The 16,250-nt window shown below is 33.2% G+C and carries 17 protein-coding genes; 3 read left to right on the top strand and 14 right to left on the bottom strand.

What is annotated here, in order from left to right; all coding sequences use genetic code 11:
• Positions 1-70 precede the first annotated feature (70 nt).
• Positions 71-466 carry a hypothetical protein gene (locus NNL09_RS25355; protein WP_025667744.1) on the bottom strand — a complete coding sequence of 132 codons (396 nt, stop codon included), beginning with the start codon at positions 464-466 and terminating at the stop codon, positions 71-73.
• The gene (locus NNL09_RS25360) at positions 450-1,037 is read right to left on the bottom strand and encodes an RNA polymerase sigma factor (RefSeq protein WP_025667743.1); all 588 of its coding nucleotides are present in this window, start codon (positions 1,035-1,037) and stop codon (positions 450-452) included. Before NNL09_RS25360 ends, NNL09_RS25355 begins: the two co-directional genes overlap by 17 nt.
• Positions 1,038-1,188: 151 nt before the next feature.
• Here NNL09_RS25360 and NNL09_RS25365 point away from each other — a divergent pair, with 151 nt between their 5' ends.
• Positions 1,189-1,536, top strand: a complete 348-nt coding sequence (locus NNL09_RS25365) for a DUF6249 domain-containing protein (protein WP_025667742.1) — start codon at positions 1,189-1,191, stop codon at positions 1,534-1,536.
• 302 nt (positions 1,537-1,838) lie between these two features.
• Here the strand turns inward: NNL09_RS25365 and NNL09_RS25370 are convergent, their stop codons facing one another.
• The 4 genes from NNL09_RS25370 to NNL09_RS25385 all read right to left on the bottom strand — a co-directional run bounded on the left by NNL09_RS25370 (position 1,839) and on the right by NNL09_RS25385 (position 5,459).
• The gene (locus tag NNL09_RS25370; RefSeq protein ID WP_035096823.1) at positions 1,839-2,480 is read right to left on the bottom strand and encodes a hypothetical protein; all 642 of its coding nucleotides are present in this window, start codon (positions 2,478-2,480) and stop codon (positions 1,839-1,841) included.
• Between the two features lie 505 nt (positions 2,481-2,985).
• Positions 2,986-4,335, bottom strand: a complete 1,350-nt coding sequence (locus tag NNL09_RS25375; protein WP_196911246.1) for a hypothetical protein — start codon at positions 4,333-4,335, stop codon at positions 2,986-2,988.
• Entirely contained in the window at positions 4,319-4,930 is a 612-nt protein-coding gene (locus NNL09_RS25380) for a hypothetical protein (protein ID WP_025667739.1), read from the bottom strand. Before NNL09_RS25380 ends, NNL09_RS25375 begins: the two co-directional genes overlap by 17 nt.
• Positions 4,914-5,459, bottom strand: coding sequence for an RNA polymerase sigma factor (locus NNL09_RS25385; protein ID WP_025667738.1), 546 nt, complete (start codon positions 5,457-5,459; stop codon positions 4,914-4,916). The genes NNL09_RS25380 and NNL09_RS25385 overlap by 17 nt, the downstream gene beginning before the upstream one ends.
• Before the next feature lie 318 nt (positions 5,460-5,777).
• On the opposite strand from NNL09_RS25385, the gene NNL09_RS25390 reads away from it, so the two are divergent.
• Positions 5,778-6,332, top strand: coding sequence for a DUF2911 domain-containing protein (locus tag NNL09_RS25390; protein ID WP_025667737.1), 555 nt, complete (start codon positions 5,778-5,780; stop codon positions 6,330-6,332).
• Positions 6,333-6,457: 125 nt separating this feature from the next.
• Positions 6,458-7,528 carry a methylmalonyl Co-A mutase-associated GTPase MeaB gene (gene meaB / locus NNL09_RS25395; protein WP_025667736.1) on the top strand — a complete coding sequence of 357 codons (1,071 nt, stop codon included), beginning with the start codon at positions 6,458-6,460 and terminating at the stop codon, positions 7,526-7,528.
• A gap of 14 nt (positions 7,529-7,542) precedes the next feature.
• On the opposite strand, the gene NNL09_RS25400 is transcribed toward meaB, so the two are convergent.
• The 8 genes from NNL09_RS25400 to hpaD all read right to left on the bottom strand — a co-directional run bounded on the left by NNL09_RS25400 (position 7,543) and on the right by hpaD (position 16,229).
• The gene (locus tag NNL09_RS25400; protein WP_035096821.1) at positions 7,543-8,811 is read right to left on the bottom strand and encodes an acyloxyacyl hydrolase; all 1,269 of its coding nucleotides are present in this window, start codon (positions 8,809-8,811) and stop codon (positions 7,543-7,545) included.
• 242 nt (positions 8,812-9,053) lie between these two features.
• Positions 9,054-9,923, bottom strand: a complete 870-nt coding sequence (locus NNL09_RS25405; RefSeq protein WP_196911247.1) for a hypothetical protein — start codon at positions 9,921-9,923, stop codon at positions 9,054-9,056.
• 12 nt (positions 9,924-9,935) lie between these two features.
• A complete protein-coding gene (gene hisC / locus NNL09_RS25410) occupies positions 9,936-11,030 on the bottom strand; it encodes a histidinol-phosphate transaminase (RefSeq protein ID WP_196926500.1) in 1,095 nt (364 codons plus the stop codon).
• A gap of 97 nt (positions 11,031-11,127) precedes the next feature.
• Positions 11,128-11,721, bottom strand: a complete 594-nt coding sequence (locus tag NNL09_RS25415; RefSeq protein WP_025667732.1) for a metallophosphoesterase — start codon at positions 11,719-11,721, stop codon at positions 11,128-11,130.
• Between the two features lie 19 nt (positions 11,722-11,740).
• Positions 11,741-13,375 carry a thiamine pyrophosphate-dependent enzyme gene (locus NNL09_RS25420; RefSeq protein ID WP_196911249.1) on the bottom strand — a complete coding sequence of 545 codons (1,635 nt, stop codon included), beginning with the start codon at positions 13,373-13,375 and terminating at the stop codon, positions 11,741-11,743.
• Between the two features lie 3 nt (positions 13,376-13,378).
• The gene (locus NNL09_RS25425) at positions 13,379-14,884 is read right to left on the bottom strand and encodes an aldehyde dehydrogenase family protein (protein WP_196911250.1); all 1,506 of its coding nucleotides are present in this window, start codon (positions 14,882-14,884) and stop codon (positions 13,379-13,381) included.
• Entirely contained in the window at positions 14,885-15,247 is a 363-nt protein-coding gene (locus tag NNL09_RS25430; RefSeq protein ID WP_196911251.1) for a 5-carboxymethyl-2-hydroxymuconate Delta-isomerase, read from the bottom strand.
• Position 15,248: 1 nt separating this feature from the next.
• Entirely contained in the window at positions 15,249-16,229 is a 981-nt protein-coding gene (gene hpaD, locus NNL09_RS25435; protein ID WP_196911252.1) for a 3,4-dihydroxyphenylacetate 2,3-dioxygenase, read from the bottom strand.
• Positions 16,230-16,250: the final 21 nt, after the last annotated feature.

Here is a 16,250-nt window from a genome sequence, read left to right on the forward strand (position 1 = left end):
TTAGTTCATTTTTTAGGTAGTTTTTTGTATTTAAAATTTTATTCTTCGAGAGTAAAATCTACTCAAACAATTATAGGGAGAATCGCCTATCGATCCTTCGTTTTAAAATAGTTATTTGTATAAGAAACAAAAGAGCAAGAAATAATATACCGTATATGGTAGTTTTATGAAATGTAAATTCAGAAAATGGATTTTTAAAACTTATTTTATTAAAAAAAGAAAAGTCAATAGTACTTAAAATCGATTCTTTACTCTCTGATAAAAAAGGTATGGTGCACAGCAACACAGCAACAGCAACTCCAACGACAAACCAAACTTTCTTAGAAATCAAAGGTTTGTATACCGGTGACACCTCAATAGCCGAAAGCTCTACCTGGTCCATAACATTCTTCAAAAAGTTTACTGAAGGAGTCTCTAATCCAGCTTCTTTGACTAAGCCCTTAATGTCTTTATATTGCTCTTCCATTTTTACTACTAATTTCTGGAGAAATGTGATACTTCAATATCGAGTATAGTTTTTTTCTACTGCGATATAACTTTATTTTCACATTATCTGCTGTTAAATTTACAATTTCTACAATTTCTTTTACACTTTTTTCCTCAAAATAGTATAGTGTAACAATCGCAGCCTCATCTTCAGGAAGCTTCATGATACTATCTGATATAATTTTTTTTCTTTCTTTTGTTTGCAAATAGTTTAATGCATCACCAACCAGTTCCATTTCTCCTTCACTTACCTCTTCTATAAGTTCAGAAGTAATCATTCTTTTACTTGCTTTAATTGCATCTAAGCTTTTTCGATAGGCAATAGTGTATAACCAAGTAGAAAACTTGGCATCACCTCTATAGTTACTTAAGGATTTATATGCCTTGATAAAAGAATCCTGAGCAACTTCTTCTGCCTGTTCTTTATTCTTAATCATACGATACACTACTGTGTATACTAAACCCTGGTAACGTTCTACCAGAACCGAAAAAGCATTCACCTGCCCTTCTAGCACTTGATTAATATAATATTGATCTGATTGATGGTTCATTTTCTCATATGACGACACTATATAATTATTGGTTACATAATTTCTATTAAAAAGTACAAAATATTTTTTTTATCTTTTTTGTAACCGCTTCGAGTTACTCTTCGTCTTAATTAGAAAACGAACAGTATTAATCTTTTAAACTAAAAACATGATGGGATCAGAAGTAATTATAATGCCCGCAATCTTAGGAGTATTTTTTGGAATTATTTATTTATTTATTTCAGCTAGAAATAAAGAGCGTATGGCGCTTATAGAAAAAGGAGCAGATGCTTCTATATTTTATAGTAGTAAAGAAAAAAGAGTGACTCCTATATGGAAAGTACTTATTCTAAATTTATCTTTATTATTAATGGGTATTGGAGTTGGAATTTTCATAGCTGGAATTCTACATTTATCTGTAGGTGTAGATGAAGATATTGCATATCCTGGTACGATTTTCTTAATGGCAGGAATTGGTTTATTCACTGGCTTCACTATGACGAAGAACCTCGATAAATAAACAAGAATATTACTTAACAAAAAAATATCCTGATGTGATCATCAGGATATTTTTTTGTTTACGTCTTTGACTATCCTACTAAAGGATAGAGAACCTTATCCTGAATTTACAGAAGTATATAATCAAATTTAGGCATGGTATCCTATTAACATTAGGTCATATATGAGGATTATATAAACAGATCTATAAAACGCTCTAAGAGTTTCTTAAATCCTTTTCTAATTACCTTAAGGTTTTATATGGGTTAAATAAAAAAAGCCCTCCAAGTTTGGAAGGCTCTTATATAGTATAAAAATTCTTTATTACATATCTGCTACAAGAACGTCGTTATCTACATATTTTTCAACAACAACAGATTCTCCTCTATTATTCTCCAAAACATAAACTCCAACCGGTAATTGACTAAGGTCTACAAAGTTTGTCGTTTTTGATAAAATATGTACTGTGTTTTTTACTTCAAATAATTTGATTTTATCTCCTTCTTCAAAATTAACTACAGTAACAAAATTTCCTTCTCTAGTTATTTCTAAAAGATTTGTTTCAGAATTTTCGTAATAATGTACAAACTCTTCTTCAACATTAACTTCTGAAGGCATGTCTACTCTTTCGCTATCATATTCTACTACAAAATTACTTTCTACATTTTCTATTGCACCTTCAATATTAATATCTTCCTCCATGCGAACAATAACAACAGATTCTCCTTGATTGTTTTCAAGTAAATAAGATCCCATTGGCAATTGACTCAAATCAATTTCTCCATGAGTTTTAGATAAAATATGATCTCCGCTTTCTACTTCGAATAATTTGATTTTATCTCCATCCTGAAAATCTACAACTACCACAACAAGACCTTCCTTCTCTACCTGCAAGGTTTGGTCTAAGTCATTTGCATAACTAGTCAAGAATAAAAATAAGCTAAAAAAACACGCTATTGATTTCATCTTTATAAACTTTATAGTGGGGGTTGTTATTATTTTATTACGGTTTTACCATACAATGATATTACTTAATTATAGTTAAACAAATTAAAAACCAGACTTTTAGATCAAATGTTTTCGATATTCGACAAATGACACAAAAAATGTTAAATTAAGCTTTATTTAATGTTAAAATGCTGATAGTCAAGTATTTATTTTTTAAACATTGTTAAAAAATCAGATTAAAAGCAAAAATTAACAGATTAAAAGACTTATTCTGTAATATACTTACGTTTTTCCCCTTTATCTAATAGAAAAAAATATGGTATGTTAAGCTAAGGTTGATCTAAGGTGAATTTAAAAATCTAATCAATTAGTAAGTGCTATTCTCTTAAAAACTCTTCTTTCTTTTAGGGTAAAGAATTGAATGTATTTAAATTAGGTATAGGATTGTACTACTAAAAAAGCCCTACCAGTCTAAACCGATAGAGCTTTTCTATAATTAACACTACATTACTATGAAAAAACTTTATTTATTATTTAATACAACTTCGCTATATTTAGCATTAATTGTAATTATTTTATCTGTACTACGCGTATTCTGAAACCCATTAACAAACACATTACCAAAATTCTTTCTTGTATTTATTTCTAAAGTCTTAGGTAAAGAAATTATACTTTGCGCCCCGCTATATGACAGATTAAATGCTGTTTTGGGTAAATTTAATTTAAAATCACTGTTTTGAACTGCCAGATCTAAGGTAGAAAAAGATTCTCCAAGATTGGCAATGGTAATTACACCAAAACTTCCCGAGATCGCTCCATTTTCATCAAGCTGTTGGATAAAAACATTACTAGAATCTGCATTAACAAGAAGGTTTTTAGCATTTTGTATTCTACAATTCTTTACATAATTGATCACCAATCTACCATTGTTCCATTGTCGAACAAAAACGGGTGAATAAGAAGCTTTAATAAATGTTTGTTTACCATCTACAACATTAGCAGATAATTTAGTATGAGATAGAGAAGCTTTAATATTATTAGATTTTTCTGCTAATTGCACATCTCCATGGCGAATATTAAGTCTTAGTTTAGCCTCTTTAGGGATACGTACCTTAATGATTTTACTTGTACTATTAGTATTAACTCTACTTGTACTATATCTATAGACTGTAACATTAGCTGTCCCGTTCTGCTGATTACCAATATCTTGTATTAATTGAGATGCCCATGCATCCATTTTTCTTCCATATTGCTCATCCCAGGTTTCTAATTTTATCTTGCTTTTAGGGTCAGCTTCAAATTGTTTAGCCCATTTTTGCTTTTGTTCATCAATAAACTTTTCGCGTATCTGGCTCTCCCACTGCTTAATATATTTTTCATCATTTTCTTTAAAGGTTCCGTTATTATAATTAACGTTAGCTTGGTTTTGAGAAAGCGTACTCGGCATAGGGTTTTTAGCTATGTTTTCCATAAGAGGTCCTAACATATCAGTAATCATAGGACTTAACATCCTTAATTCCTGTAAACTTTTTCTATCCATTGTGATACTAGAAGCAGTGACATTTCTACTCCATAAATTTCCTGCCGTAGAATTAATAGTTACTTTCTGGCTATCTCCTAATACATCTACTTGCCAACTATCAAGAATATGTTTGCTGTTTTCATCAGAAAGATTACCTTCTAAGTAAGCTTCTACCTCGATTGTATTTTTATTCCAGGTTTCAAAAACAATATTAGTATGACTCGTATTAAGAACAACAGTAACATCCTCATTTACTGATAGCTTTTCATTTAATTTGTCTTGTCTGTCTTGTGCAAATAAGCCTGCACAACACAATAAGCCAAGAGTCGCTACATTAAGCCTGTACTTCATTGTAATTTTCGTTTTCAATTCTCTCTAATTCTTTTAGTTTATCTTTTAGTCTATTTAAAAGTGATAACCGTATCGTTAAATTCTCCATCATAGCCTCTACACTTTGAACATTGGGTCCAACTTCTATCAATTCTTTATTAAGTTTCTGATATTCTTTATCAAGATTATCTAATCTGGCCATAAAACTTTCTACCAACTCTCTATTTGTATCATCAATTGTAATCTGTGATAATTGAAATTTTATACTGGTAAGTATACTATTTTCGACTTCTTGATACTCAGGAGATATTTCTGCCAGAGGAGAAGATTGTTTTGCTAATATTACAGAGGAATTTTTTACAGGAGTAGTATTCATATCTACTATATCAGGTCCTTCGGCACTACTATTACCAAGTTGATTATATGTAAGTAAAGAAACTGAAAAGATAACAACAATACTAGCAGCAATATTAAGCCATTTATAGTCAAACCTTCTGGTTTCTTTAGGGAGCTCATTCTCTAACCTGGACATAAACCTTTGTTGGTGTCCTTTTCTTAATTGCTCGGCAGGAATCTGTTTATCCTGCTTTAAAAGTTCTCTAATATCCTGTGCCATGTCTCAAATGTTTTAATTCTTCCTGTAGCTGCTTTTTTCCTCTATGTACCAATGTTCTTGAAGAAACTGGTGTAATATCCAGTACCTCACTAATTTCATTATGATCATACCCTTCTATTAAAAATAGCATGACGGCATATTTATATTTTTCCGGTAATTTTTCAATTGCTTTTTTTACCTCATCTACAGTAACAGAATCAGACACCGACCAATCATTTTGCTCTTCTACGGTAGTCATAACCTGCTCATTAATCGCAACCATATTCATTTTCTTAGCTTTTAGCATATCTATGCTTTTATTTATAACAATTCGTTTAAGCCAAGCTCCAAAAGTGACATCTCCAGTAAATTGATGAAGTCGCGTAAAAGCCTTGATGAAAGATTCTTGCATAGCTTCTTCCGCCTCAAATGGATCTTTAAGGAAACGCAACGCTACATAATACATACCATCACAGTATTTATTATAGAGTTTCATTTGCGCTCTACGATCGTTATTCCTACATTGTTCTATTAGCTCGCTTTGTAACAAACTTTCTTAACTTTATGGTTAGTGATTATTCTTTAAAACTGTTTTAAATCGTACTCATCTATATAGACGAAAACATATATTCTATGTTGCAAAATTATGCATAAAAATCATAGTACACCAACAATATACTGTATATCAAATAATTAAAAAACACAATATATATTTATGATCTCTGTACCTGTTATGACATTTGTAGTATAAATGATGTAAATATTACCCTTTTATTTAGTTACTTACTAAAGCTTTCTTACTTTTATGAATATTTAAACACAGACATAAGTTGTAAAAGAAGTATATTTAGGGTTAAAAAAAATTGTTATGCCAAAACTTTTAAAACGAGCAATACTTATTTTATTAGGATTAGTATTGATTGGATTTGTAGGAATGTACTTCATGAAACAAAGTACCAAAAAACATAGTCCTGAAGAAATCGTTACTCACACAGCAAAAGATGCTACTTTCACTGTTTTTTATAACAGACCATACAAAAAGGGTAGAGAAATTTTTGGTAATCTGGTTCCGTTTAATGAAGTATGGAGAACTGGTGCCAATGAAGCCACTACATTTACAACAGACAAAGATCTTCTCGTTGATGGTACCGTACTTAAGGCAGGGACCTATACCCTATGGACTATCCCAAATCCAAAATCCTGGAAAGTAATTTTTAATAGTAAAGAATATGATTGGGGAGTAGGCATGGATGGTACTGCCAAACGAGATGCCTCGTACGATGTGCTCACTGTAGAAGTCCCCGTACAACCTCTATTAAATATAGTAGAACAATTTTCTATTTATTTTGAAAATGCAAATGATTTTACCATACTATATCTTGCGTGGGATAGAACTGCAATTGCAGTCCCTATAAAAGTATAAATACGTTCTCTTTGATAAACTTGTATCATTTTAAGTACATAGGCAAATACTTAAAATATCAGAAGGTCTATGCATTAATTACAAGTTTCTAAAAGGAATTTATAACTTTGCCATAAAGTCATTCTGTGTCTAAAGATTCTACCAAACATACTAGTCCTCTCTCTAAAACACCTTCTAGCACTAGTAGTCAAGCAATTGATCGATTTAAAAAGTTACAGCAAAAGGAAGTTGTAATTGACCCTATTTTTAAAGCAATCATTGCCCAGGATACTGCTGCTTTAAGTAAAGGAATTACATTAATCGAGAGTACCCAACAAAACCATATTGAAAAAGCACAGCAACTTATCGAGATGTGCCTTCCTTATGCCAATAACTCTATAAGAATAGGTATAACAGGAGTCCCCGGAGTAGGCAAAAGTACCTTTATAGAAGCTTTAGGTAATTTGTTATTACAAAAAGGGAAAAAAGTTGCGGTTTTGGCAGTAGATCCTAGTAGCACAATTTCGCATGGCAGTATTCTGGGAGATAAAACCCGAATGGAATCATTGGTAAGATCCTCTAAAGCTTTTATACGCCCTTCTCCATCAGGAAACTCATTAGGCGGAGTAGCACAAAAAACACGAGAGTCTATTATCCTATGTGAAGCTGCAGGGTATGATGTTATTATTATTGAAACTGTAGGTGTAGGACAAAGTGAAACTGCTGTGCATAGCATGGTAGATTTCTTTTTATTATTAAAATTGGCAGGTGCAGGAGACGAATTACAAGGCATCAAACGAGGGATTATAGAAATGGCAGATGCTCTTGTGATTAATAAGGCAGATGGTGATAACCTAACACGTGCCCGTAAAGCCAAAAATCAATTTAGAAAAGCACTGCACTTATATCCTCTTACCCAAAACAGTTGGTCACCAGAAGTATTAACGTGTAGTGCTATAGAAGGTACTGGTATCGATGATATTTGGAAAATGATCTTAAAATATCTTAAAATCACTTCTGAAAATGGATTTTTTGAGAAAAACCGAATCCAACAAAATAAATTCTGGCTATTACAAACTATTGAAGAACAATTAAAGAACTCTTTTTATAACAACCCTAAAGTTAAAGCTGCTCTAGATTCAAAAATTGAAGCCGTGCAACAACACAAAATTACTCCCTTTGCTGCTGCTAGGTATTTGTTAGGATTAAATAAATAGCACAAAAAAATGTATTAGTTTGAATATGCTTTTTTTCTTTCTTTAAAATTAAAACGATACACATACCCTAAACTAAGTTCAGAAAAGTCAGCCTGTCCTAAATTTGCATTAATATTTGCTCCAAAAAAAATATTATTTTTGGGTGAGTCATGTGTATTAAACAAATAGCATTTCACTCCTAACCTACTAGAAATTGTTCGCTTTATTTCATAATACCAATCCAACTCTCCCAGAGTATATTGATCTCCTCGTGTTTCTCCTTGACTAAGCTGCCATTCAATTTTATAAAATGGCTTATATATATTAAGTCCAAGTTCAAATTCTACACCAATATGTCCTATAAAAACTTCTGTACTAGAAAAAAAACCATAATTGCTTGCATATGCAACAGGTTTTTCTTTAAAAAAAGGAACTTGTTCCTGTATTAGCATTTCATCATTTTTGATATAATCATAATAGTGCTCATAGAATCTACCATAAAAACCGATTCCAATCTTAAAAATCTTGTTAACAACTTTACCCATAGATAATGCAACAGAATACACTTCTTTTTTATCATTAAATTCTTCAGAGAGTACATTTTGACCTATACCACTGCGAAATGAAAAATAGTTCTGTGAGGATTTGACTCGTTCTTTTCTCAACACTGTAACATCTTCCTCAAGAATAGTTTGAGGTTCTCCAAAAGATGAAGAAGCACTTACCAAAAAAGAGTTAAGCCCTTGATTGGGTAATCTCGTGTGTCCATTAGAATAATGACCATATCCAAGTCCTAAACGCCATTGCGTTGATTTACCTACTAAAACATCATAATACAAAAAAGTTTTGTACGACCAATTAAGACTTGTTGTTACCGCCTTATTAAAAGGGTTTATTTCTGGGTCATACTTTGTATCAATATAGGATGCACCAAACCCCATATTAAGATGCCATCTATTTGTTTTTTTTTGAAATAATCCAATTTCGACAAAAGGCATTACGATATAGGCTTTACCTACTTTTTCAATATTTCCGAAATCGGTAATTCCTAATGCTAGCCCGGTTTTTGGATACCCCAGTCTAGAGCTCCATTGTGCATCTACCTTTTTGTTGTAACTTCCTACACTAACAAAAATAGATTTAAGGATTTTAGTCTTAGGAAAACCAGTATTAGGTTCTGTCGTTTTTCCTAATATTACTTCTGGCGAAATAAAAAATGAATTTTTGTTTTCGTTATTCAATGTTTGCCCCCTTAATTGTGTTCCAATAAGAAATAGAAGCAGATAATATTCTGTTTTCCTCATTTACATCTTTTTTCAAGTATTTGGATGATTTTCCCATTCATCCACATGATGCAAAATAGGGTTTTTAAAATAAAAAAACATAATCTATATACTTCTCTAGTTGTTCAAAACAACCATATACTCACTATATTTAATGCTAAACAGAGCTTTATGATCAGTTTTTTCTTTTACTAAACTCCATATAAGAATCCAAACAAATCTCCATGGTTACTTAAAGAAGATAAGAATTTCTGTACTTAAGTCTATTTCAATACATACCAATTATTTACTGCTATTTCTAATTGTTCATCTGTTGGATACTTTTCCTGTACCAGTGATATAAAATAAGAGACTTCTTCTGTTGAGGGTGCCATTTTAGAGAATTTTTGTCGAATATCATATGCCGAATTCACCTCAAAAACTTCATTTACAAATAGTGTTTTTACGTGCCTTGCTCGAAGTACTTTTCTATAAAGCGATTCATAAAAAGATGCATCATATTCATTGTTTTCATTTAATTGCTCTTTCATCCCCAACTCTTTACCTACTTCGCATATTTCGCGATATAATGCCATAAGGACATGTGGTTGCGCATCTGCTTTCTCCATTTCATGATTAGGGTTCTTTGCAGTTTTTACTCGTTTACTTATTATTAATTTTCTAAGTTCATCTGAAGGCACAGGTAGTATAAATTGAGTACTATTACTTGATAATATAGGTTCTAATTCATCTTTTGTTTTTTTTCCTAATTCTATTAACCTGTTTCCTACCAAAGGAGCTTCAAGGATTAACACTTCATTATCGTTTTTGTGTAATTGATACCAGTTATAAACCGCTTTTCTAGACCATAGTCCGCAAGATTTTCTGATACCTGCATGAGTAACTCCATCGATTTCAGGGTAAATCTTCAACACCTGTTCGGTTTCAAAACCCTGGCGTGCACCATCCCATTGTAATATAGAGATCTTTCTATTCTTTTCTAATGCCATATAGGCAAATTGCTGTACATATAGACTTTTTCCTACTCCGGGTAACCCTGTAAAACATACAATTTTAGCCTCTGAAGCGACTGTATCCAGTATAGAATATATTTTTCCTTCTTTGGGTAAAACAATATGTGATGAATAATCCATATTACAATTCGTTTAAATTGATAGTAATGTCTTTAACACTTCAAAAAACATGGTATTTACAGCGGGGGTTGCTACTGTTACTCTAATATGGTCTTTCACTCCAAATTTACTACATGGTCTTACCATAATACCAGCTTTCAGAAATGAGCTTGTTATTTTTTCTTCAGCAATTGGGGATTTAAACAAAATAAAATTAGCTTCGCTTTTCCAATATGTAATACCCAGCTCCTCAAATTGTGTGTACATCCACTTTTTTTGTTCGCTAATTAATTTTTGAGTGTTTTCTATATGCTCATCATCTGTTAAGGCTCCAACCGCAGCTGCAGTACTTAACACATTAATCATAAAAGGTCTACCAATTTTTTGCAGATACGAAGCAATTTTAGGGGTCGAAAATGCATAACCAATACGCATACCAGCTAATCCATATGCTTTTGAAAAACTATGAATAGCAATTACATTTTCATTTTTCTTAATGTAATATGCAGCATTACAAAAATCTGGATCTTCAACAAAATGGAAATATACTTCATCATAAACTACAATAACGGTATCTGGGATATTATCTAATAAATAATCAACATCTTTTTTAGAAACTATAGTTCCCGTGGGATTATTTGGTGTAGTTAAAAATATCAATCGTGTATTTTTATTAATCGCATCAATAATCCCCTCTACATTTAAACTAAAATCAGGTGTTTTTAAAGGGACATCGATAACTGTAGCATTTTCTATAGCCGCAAAATTGCCATAAGCTTTAAATGTTGGAGACGAAACGATTACTTCACTATCAGCATCTAAAAACCCTCTACAAATAATATCAATAATCTCTACACCACTATTAGCTGTTATGTACTGATTTGCTTCAATACCATTATCATAGTGATCAACTAAGGCTTTTTTCAACACAGAATCATCCCTATGGTGATATTCAGACAATTCATTTAATGATTCTTGTATTGCTTCTAACGCTTTTGGCGAAGGCCCCAAAAAATTCTCATTAGAAGAAAGCTTATATATTTTTTGGTTTTCATTTTTGTTTTTACTTTCAGCTTTTGTCGCGCCTACTTTATAAGGTATAGTGTCTAATATATGCTTTTTATACATCATTTGATTATTTTGGTAAAGGCTCTAGAAAAGTAAAAATTTGTTTTTGAAACATAATACATTAAAGTGCTACTATTACAGCACTTTTTGTTGTCTCTCACACATTAAACGCTTTTTCAGAGCGAAGCTTCAATACTTCTTTATTTTTCTTAAAAAAATCGGTTACTAATTCTGTTTTTAATGTTTTGCTATTCTCAAGTTCTAAGATGTATACATCATTAGCATCTGTATCATAAATGGCTAAAGAGGCTATTCCTGTTTTGTGAGCAGAAATCTCTCCGGGATTTACAACCCATGTCTTATTTTCTTTTTGAAGTGAAGATATATGAGTATGCCCAAAAAAAACAGCGTCATACAATCCCGAGTTCGCCATAGGAATAGCAAGGTCGTCGTAATGAGAAATAAAAATTTTGCGATTATCTATTTCTAAAAAATCATATGTATTTAGGCTCACGCTAAGATTACCTCCCTGATAATGTGCCACTTTAGTAATCTCTACTTTTTCGCCATCATTATTTCCCCAAATCATGAACACAGGAATCGTAGAGCACGATAATACTTTTGCAATGCCAGCATTCATTAAATCTCCTAAGCAAAGTATTTGTTTGCAATTCTGCCTTTCGATTTCCTCTAATGCAAGAATAAGATTATGGAAATTCTCATGAATATCTGATATAATAGCTATTTTCATCTGTATACATCTTTATAGATTATTTTACACCTCTCAGCTTTGGCATCGATTTAAATTGATCTGTAGAAGGCATATCAATACTTACTCCTATTTCTATTAGTGTTGGTAATTCTTGTTCTTTTGCTTTTTGTATTGCTCGTCTAAAACTATCAAAGTCTGATACTTTTTCTGCATGAGCACCGTATGATTTTGCCATTGCAATAAAGTCTGGGTTTGTTAAATCACTAGCGATCACTTTATCTCCATAATTATTGATCTGCATATTCTGCACATTACCATAGGCATTATTATTAAACAGGCAAATAATTACACCTATCTTGTGTTGTACAGCTGTAGCTAACTCTTGTACAGCAAACATAAACCCTCCGTCGCCGCAAACTGTAACTACAGGCAATTCTGGTCTTGCCACTTTTGCTCCAAGTGCTGTAGGAAACCCCCATCCCAAAGTCCCCATATACCCAGTAGACAAATAGGTTCTGGGAGCATAAGCTTCCCATAACATTCTGCTGGCAAACCCAACCTGTGTTAACTCATCTACAAAAATCCCGTCGTCGGGTAATTCTTCTCTTATAATCCTTAAATACGTTGCCTGAGGCTCTAAATATGCTGTCTTTTCTTTCCAGCCAGCTTTTAATGCCAGCATTTCTTTTTCTCTACTCGCTCTTTGAGGAATCTTGTTTTTAAGTGTCTCTAAGATTGCTTTTGATGCTTGCACTGTATTAGCTGTTAATGCTATATCGGGTATTGTAATTTTATCATGATCATTAGGATCTATATTAACACTAATAAATGACAAGTGTTCATCGATCCCCCATTTCAATATTGGCATACGCACATGACTTCCTATCCCTACAACTACATCTGCTTTTTTCCATAATTCATACGCAGCCGGAACAGGATGACTTAGGTAATTTCTAGAAGAGACAATACCTTTTCCGGTTCGATATGCAAATACCGGAATTTGCATATAATTGGCCAGTGCTGTTATTTCTTCACTAGCGTCCATAGCTCCACTTCCTACAAAAATCAATGGATTTTTTGCATGTATCAAAGCCTCTACTATCTTGTTAATTATAGATGTATCTATTTCGTTTTCTTGTTTTGCTTTCGCGAAAGCCGGAAACGCTATTTCATCAGAACTCATTAATAAATCCATAGAAATTTCTAGCCCCACAGGCTGCGGCCTTCCTGTTTCGATTTCCTGAAAGGATTTCTGTAGTTTATTTGGTATTTCTTTAATATCACTCACCTTATCCGAGTATTTGGTAAGGCGTTTCATTATCCCTAATTGATCGTTAGATTCATGCAATACTCCCCAGCCTTTTCCCTGAGTTTTTAAAGGAGTTTGACCAACTAATGCCAGTACCTTTGCATTCAATCCATAGGCTGTTAACAAAGCTGCCGAGCTATTAAGGAATCCTGGCCCAGGAACCACATTATAGACTGCTGTTTTACCAGATGCCAGGTGATATCCTAATGCCATATACCCGACTCCCTGCTCATGGCGTGTATGTATTACCTTTATTTCATCCTGATAGTCATAAAATGCATTGTACAACCAGTCGTTTTGCACTCCTGGCAAACCAAAAACAATTTTAATACCTTGTTTTATTAATGATCGCACTACGATCTGTCCCCCCGTTAATTTTGTCATAGTTTAGTATACTATATTTACTGCTTTTGTTTTTGTAAAAGCATATAACCCTTCTTTTCCCAATTCTTTTCCTATCCCCGATTGTTTAAATCCACCTAAAGGGAAATGAGGATCTGACCTAGCATTAGAATTTACCCATACCCAGCCGGCTTCCAGTTCATCTACCATTCTCATAGCCTTAGAAACATCTTTAGTAAAAACAGTAGAAGAGAGACCATAATTAGTCTGATTAGCCAATTGAATTGCTTCTTCAATAGTTTTAAAAGGTACACCAACCAATACAGGGCCAAAAATCTCTTCTTGTAATACCCTCAGGTTGTTATCTGTAGCAGAAAAAATAGCAGGCTCTAAAAAATATCCTTTATCTTTTATCTTTTTTCCGCCAGAAATTAAAGTAGCTCCCTCTTCGTTACCTAATTTTATATAATTGGTAACAGTATCTAAATGTGATTTACACACCAAAGGCCCTAAAGCCACATTATCCTCAAATCCATGTCCAATTTTCATTTTTTGAGCGCTGTGCATAATATCAGTCATGACTTTATCATAAACTTTTTCCTGTATATATACTCTAGAACCCGAAACACAAATTTGTCCCATGTTTCTAAAAATACCTTGAGATACACATTGGGATGCCCAATCTAAATCTGCATCTTCAAAAACAACTGCAGGGGATTTCCCTCCCAGTTCTAATGATATTGCTGTAATAGAATCTATTGCAGCTTTTCCTATCGCTTTTCCAGTAGTAGTAGATCCTGTAAAAGTTACTTTATCGATATCAGGATGTGATACTAAAGCATTTCCTGTAGTTTTTCCATTACCCAATATAATATTGACTACACCTGCCGGAAAACCAGCTTCTGCAATAAGTTCTGCTAACACCAAGGCGTTTAGTGGTGTTTCTCCCGATGGTTTTAATACCACCGTGCAACCTGTTGCCAAGGCCGGTGCCAATTTCCAAGCTGCAATAGAGAATGGGGTATTCCAAGGGATAACTGCAGCTACTACTCCTATAGGCTCTCTACATGTAAAAGCAAAATTTTGTTTATTATGGGGTTGCGGAATAGAAATATTAAAGGTTTCTCCCTCGATTTTACTACACCATCCGGCATAGTATCGAAACGTTTTGGCCGCACCTAATACTTCAGATTTTCTGGCTTCTACAAAGGGTTTTCCATTTTCTAAAGTGATCACTTCGGCGATATGATCTGCATTTTCTTCAATTAAATCACTTAGTTTATAGAGTAACCGCTCTCGGTCTGCAGGAAGCATTTTTCGCCATTCATAAGTATACAAAGCTTTCTTAGCTGCCCCCACCGCTTTGTTTACATCTTCTCGTGAAGAAATAGGAATAGTAGCAATCACCTCTTCATTAGCAGGATTAATTACTTGGCTAACTTCATCGCAATCTGCTAAAACCCACTCATTATTTATAAAATTCTTCTTAGACAGGTCACTAAAAAAAGATGTAGTCTTTGGGTGTAACGAAAGTTCTTGTATTGATTTCATTTATCTTACAGCATTTTTGGTTAAGTCTAGTCCCATTATCAATTCTTTTATCTCTGTAGAAAGGATAATTTCTTTAGCATTAATCTCTTTTTGAAAATATTTCTGCAACACTTTCATTCCGATTTCTGATAATTCTTTTCGAACTTCGAGAGAACGACCTTCGCGTAAACGAATCAATAGATTCATCATTTTATAATCTGGATTACCATCAATAATAAAATGATCACTAGATTGTACAACTCTACACTTTACTCCTAATCGAGGAATATGTCCCGTGGCTACGAGTTCATCGGTTAAGGTTTGAAAAACAGTTCTAAAATCTGCTTCTATATTACCTGAGCATTCTAATGTTATATGTGGCATACTAATCTGCTATTATTGGACGTGCTTCCATGGTTGCTTTTTTTACTTTGGTATTTATAAATGTACTTCCGTTTTCAAACCAACTTCTTGGTGCCGGCGCTCCCCATAGTGTTTGCCTTTGTGGATCACTTAAATTCCAACCCAACGGTTCTAAATCGGGATCAACAGTTAAATAATCACAGGTATAAATTTCTATTCTATGACCATCTGGATCTAGAATATATAAGAAAAAAGCATTGGACACGCCATGCCTTCCTGGGCCTCGCTCGATATTATTCACATATCCGGTGGTAGACATCACATCTAGTAGATGAATAATATTAAGTGCGGTAGGTACCCAAATAGCCGAATGATGTAATCTAGGTCCATCACCATTGGTTAGTGCCATATCATGAACATTTCCTTTTCGATGCATCCAGGCAGCCCACATTTCTCCTTTTTCTGTAGTAGAATACTCGGTAAGTCTAAATCCTAGTTGACTTACAAAAAATTCATATGTTTCTTGCGCATTGGGTGTAAAAACATTAAAGTGGTCAAACCGCTGCGGATGCATTCCTCGATAAGCTTTATATTCTCTGAGCTTTTGAGGTACTTTTTTCATACGTGCATAAAACTCTAAAATAAAACCTTGTGGCGATACGACTCGTAGTGTTCGGTCCTCGGCATATTTTGAAACCCACTCAGTATCAACATCAATGCTGTCTAAATGTGTTTTTAACGCATCTAAATCTTTTTCAAAAGCTACTTTAAATCCAACTGCCAGTACAGAAGGTTCTTTTGCTTTTTTTAAAATATAAGAGTGATGCTGTTGTTCTTCTAAACCACGCAAGTAAATGGTATCTTCAGTTCTTTCGGTCTCAATTAAACCTAATATATCTACATAAAATTTATGGGATTCTTCTAAATCGGTTACAGCATATTCTACATGGCTACAACGAATAATATTAAAAGGTAAATCGAAGTTATGAGGTACTAGTGCCATACTTATTTTTTTATCATTACT

It is taken from the genome of Aquimarina sp. EL_43 (genome assembly GCF_943422735.1).
Lineage (GTDB): Bacteria > Bacteroidota > Bacteroidia > Flavobacteriales > Flavobacteriaceae > Aquimarina > Aquimarina megaterium.

Bases quoted from the DNA above. Each gene is read 5' to 3' on its own strand.
- NNL09_RS25430 (WP_196911251.1), bottom strand. From the start codon at position 15,247: ATGCCACATATAACATTAGAATGCTCAGGTAATATAGAAGCAGATTTT.
- NNL09_RS25360 (WP_025667743.1), bottom strand. From the start codon at position 1,037: ATGAACCATCAATCAGATCAATATTATATTAATCAAGTGCTAGAAGGG.
- NNL09_RS25380 (WP_025667739.1), bottom strand. From the start codon at position 4,930: ATGGCACAGGATATTAGAGAACTTTTAAAGCAGGATAAACAGATTCCT.
- NNL09_RS25405 (WP_196911247.1), bottom strand. From the start codon at position 9,923: ATGGATTATTCATCACATATTGTTTTACCCAAAGAAGGAAAAATATAT.
- NNL09_RS25420 (WP_196911249.1), bottom strand. From the start codon at position 13,375: ATGACAAAATTAACGGGGGGACAGATCGTAGTGCGATCATTAATAAAA.
- NNL09_RS25415 (WP_025667732.1), bottom strand. From the start codon at position 11,721: ATGAAAATAGCTATTATATCAGATATTCATGAGAATTTCCATAATCTT.
- NNL09_RS25425 (WP_196911250.1), bottom strand. From the start codon at position 14,884: ATGAAATCAATACAAGAACTTTCGTTACACCCAAAGACTACATCTTTT.
- NNL09_RS25355 (WP_025667744.1), bottom strand. From the start codon at position 466: ATGGAAGAGCAATATAAAGACATTAAGGGCTTAGTCAAAGAAGCTGGA.
- NNL09_RS25375 (WP_196911246.1), bottom strand. From the start codon at position 4,335: ATGAAGTACAGGCTTAATGTAGCGACTCTTGGCTTATTGTGTTGTGCA.
- NNL09_RS25400 (WP_035096821.1), bottom strand. From the start codon at position 8,811: ATGAGGAAAACAGAATATTATCTGCTTCTATTTCTTATTGGAACACAA.
- hisC (WP_196926500.1), bottom strand. From the start codon at position 11,030: ATGTATAAAAAGCATATATTAGACACTATACCTTATAAAGTAGGCGCG.
- hpaD (WP_196911252.1), bottom strand. From the start codon at position 16,229: ATGGCACTAGTACCTCATAACTTCGATTTACCTTTTAATATTATTCGT.
- NNL09_RS25370 (WP_035096823.1), bottom strand. From the start codon at position 2,480: ATGAAATCAATAGCGTGTTTTTTTAGCTTATTTTTATTCTTGACTAGT.
- NNL09_RS25365 (WP_025667742.1), top strand. From the start codon at position 1,189: ATGGGATCAGAAGTAATTATAATGCCCGCAATCTTAGGAGTATTTTTT.
- NNL09_RS25390 (WP_025667737.1), top strand. From the start codon at position 5,778: ATGCCAAAACTTTTAAAACGAGCAATACTTATTTTATTAGGATTAGTA.